This window comes from Thermus sp. (assembly GCF_040290245.1).
GTDB lineage: Bacteria > Deinococcota > Deinococci > Deinococcales > Thermaceae > Thermus_A.
In genome coordinates, this window is the sequence record NZ_PSMQ01000043.1 from 1 (window position 1) to 2,500 (window position 2,500).

Sequence of the window (2,500 nt, forward strand, 5' to 3'; positions counted from 1 at the left end):
GGTGGCCGAGACATAAAGGGGCGCCTTGGGAAAGGCGGAAAGGATCTCCCGCACCGCCCGGGAAGGGAGGGCCACCAAGGCCAGGTCCGCCCCTTCCAGGGCCTCCTCCGCCTCCGAAGTGGGCCAGACCAAAGCGGGGAGGGCCACCCCGGGCAGGTAGGTGCGGTTCTCCCGGTAGGCCCTGAGCTCCTCGGCAAACTCCCGCCGCCGGGCCCAGAGGTAGACGGGGACCCCCTTGGTGGCCAGCAGAACGGAGAGGGCCGTCCCCCAGGCCCCCGCACCGATCACCGCCACCTTCACCCCTTCCCCCCCAGGAAGAAGACCACCTCCACCGCCTCGTAAACGGCCGCCCAGAGGAGGACGAAGGCCCCTAGGTAGCCCAGGAGGAGAAGCCGCCTGAACCCCTCCCGATACCCCTCCCGCCTTAGCAGGCTCTGCAGGAGCAAGACCCCCCCGAAGGTGCCCAGGATGTAGGCCTGGAGCTCCAGAACCAAGGTGGGGAGGTGCAAGAGGTACTGAGGGCCGGGAAGTAGGGCCGGGGAAAGGGCAAAGCCAAAGAGGAGGTACCGGAAGGCGTTGAGAAGAAGGGCGGGAAGGCCTAAGAAAAGCCCGGGAAGAAGGGTGGTAAGGACGAGCCCCTGGGTCAGGTTCCAGTAGTAGATGGCCCCCATCAGGGGAAAGACCCCCCGGGGAAGGACCTCCTCCAGGCCCACGGCCTCCAACGCCCCCCCGAGGCCCTTCTGCAAGGCCCGGGCCAACTCGGGCTCGAGGAAGGCCAGAAGGGATCCCAGGCCGAACAGCCCGTAGAGGAAGAGGTTGAGCCCCAGGTAAACCCGCCTTTCCCGGCTTAGATGGGCCAGGGCCTCCCTAAAAAGCCGGGCGAGGACCCCCCGGCCGAGGAGGGCCGAGGCCCAGTACACCCCGAAGAGGAGAAGGAAAAGCCCCCCGGCCTCGCTCTTGGCCAAGGCGGGGATCCGGTCTCGTTGGACAAAGGCCACCCGCTCTACCCTCTCCCCCTGAAGGTACACCACCACCTCCCCCCCCTCCTCCCCCAAGGCGGCGGGAAACCGGACCCGGCCCTCCTCCACCAGGGGGGCCTCCAGGTTCACCCGTAGGTTCCCCGGGGGGGGAGGGTAGGCGAAAAAGCGCTCCAAAGCCTGAGGAAGGGCTTCTGGTGGTGAGCTCAAGACCTCTTCCAACGAGGGTGAGGCCTTTCCGGCAAGCCACTGCTTTACAAACACCCGGGCCACCTCCACCGAGGAGGCCAAGGCGAAGGAGGAGGCCAAGAGGAAAAGCCACAAGGCGCGCACCTACACCTCCTCCAAGGCCACCCCCGCCCGGCACAAGGGGCACGCCTCCGGGGGGTAGAGGGGGGCCTCGAGGGCGAGGAGGAAGCGGAAGGGCACCCCGAACTCCACCCCACTTCCCCGGTGCACGATCGCCCCCACCCCCACGGGCACCGCCCCCAGGGCCTGGGCGGCCCGGATCGCCTTCCGGACACTCTCCCCTGTGGTCACCACGTCCTCCACCGCGATAAACCGGTCCCCCTCGTTCACGGTGAAACCCCTTCGGATGAACATCCCCCCCTGCCCATCCTTCTCCGCGAAGAGGGCCCGCGCCCCCAGGGCTTTAGCGGTGACGAAGGATAGCACCACCCCCCCGATGGCAGGGCCCAGCACAAAATCCACCCGCTCGTCCTCAAACTGCCGGGCCAAGGCCTCCCCCACCGCCTCCGCGTAAAGAGGGTGCTGGAGCAGCGCTGTAGACTGGAGGAAGTACGGGGAGTGAAGGCCGCTTCGCAAAACAAAATGACCCTCCAGAAAGGCCCCGGTCTTCTTGTAAAGCTCTAGGATGTCCATCCTCATCACTATACGAAAGCCTCCGCCGCCTTAAGGGCCGCCTCGAGGTCGGGCCGCCCCCCGGGGTAGTAAAGGGCCCGGCTGGCGGCGTTGAGTACCCCCTCCTCCCGGAAAAACCCTCCCCCTTGCGCGCCCAGGCCCGGCACCAAAAGGGGAAAGGCCGGCGCCAAGGCCCGGGCTCGCCGCACCGCACCGGGGTACGTCCCCCCCACCACCCCTCCCACCCGGCTCCAGGAACCCTCACGCGCTTTCCCCAGGGCCGCCAAGGCCTCGAGAAGGTATTCCCAAAGGGGTCGCCCGTCCACGGGCAGGTCTTGCAAAAAGCCCGAGCCCGGATTGGAGGTCTTAAGAAGGACAAAAAGGGCACCCCTTGCTCTATCCGCCGCTTCGACAAAAGGCATAAGCGCATCCAGGCCCAGGTAGGGGTTGACGGTAAGGGCGCTACCCGGGAAGGCCTCGAGGTAGGTGCGGGCATAGGCCTCCGCCGTGGAACCGACATCCCCCCGCTTTCCATCAAAGATGACGGGAAGCCCCATGACCCGGGCCCCGCTGGCCAGCTCAAAGAGGAGTTCCATTCCCTTAGGGCCGAGGGCTTCAAAAAAGGCCAGCTGAAACTTCACCGCGGCCAGCTTTCCCGCCAG

4 protein-coding genes (1 of these 4 cut by a window edge) are annotated in these 2,500 nt (G+C 66.8%); all 4 read right to left on the reverse strand.

Annotation, left to right across the window (positions count from 1 at the left end):
• Window positions 1-300: 2-dehydropantoate 2-reductase N-terminal domain-containing protein (locus C4301_RS06905; protein WP_352414367.1), on the reverse strand; the 300-nt coding region annotated here is incomplete at its 3' end.
• Window positions 297-1,310, reverse strand: a complete 1,014-nt coding sequence (locus tag C4301_RS06910) for a hypothetical protein (RefSeq protein WP_352414368.1) — start codon at window positions 1,308-1,310, stop codon at window positions 297-299. The genes C4301_RS06905 and C4301_RS06910, both read right to left, overlap by 4 nt.
• On the reverse strand, window positions 1,311-1,859 hold the full coding sequence (gene pyrE / locus C4301_RS06915; protein WP_352414369.1) for an orotate phosphoribosyltransferase: 549 nt from the start codon (window positions 1,857-1,859) through the stop codon (window positions 1,311-1,313).
• A gap of 8 nt (window positions 1,860-1,867) precedes the next feature.
• A protein-coding gene (gene pyrF / locus C4301_RS06920) for an orotidine-5'-phosphate decarboxylase (RefSeq protein ID WP_352414370.1) crosses the window boundary here: on the reverse strand, window positions 1,868-2,500 show its 3' portion. Its footprint extends 123 nt past the window's final position; only the last 633 of its 756 coding nucleotides appear in the window; its start codon lies beyond the right edge, outside the window — the gene reads right to left on this strand; it ends in the stop codon at window positions 1,868-1,870.

Excerpts from the sequence above, each read along its gene's own strand:
- pyrE (WP_352414369.1), bottom strand. The coding sequence starts at position 1,859 with ATGGACATCCTAGAGCTTTACAAGAAGACCGGGGCCTTTCTGGAGGGT.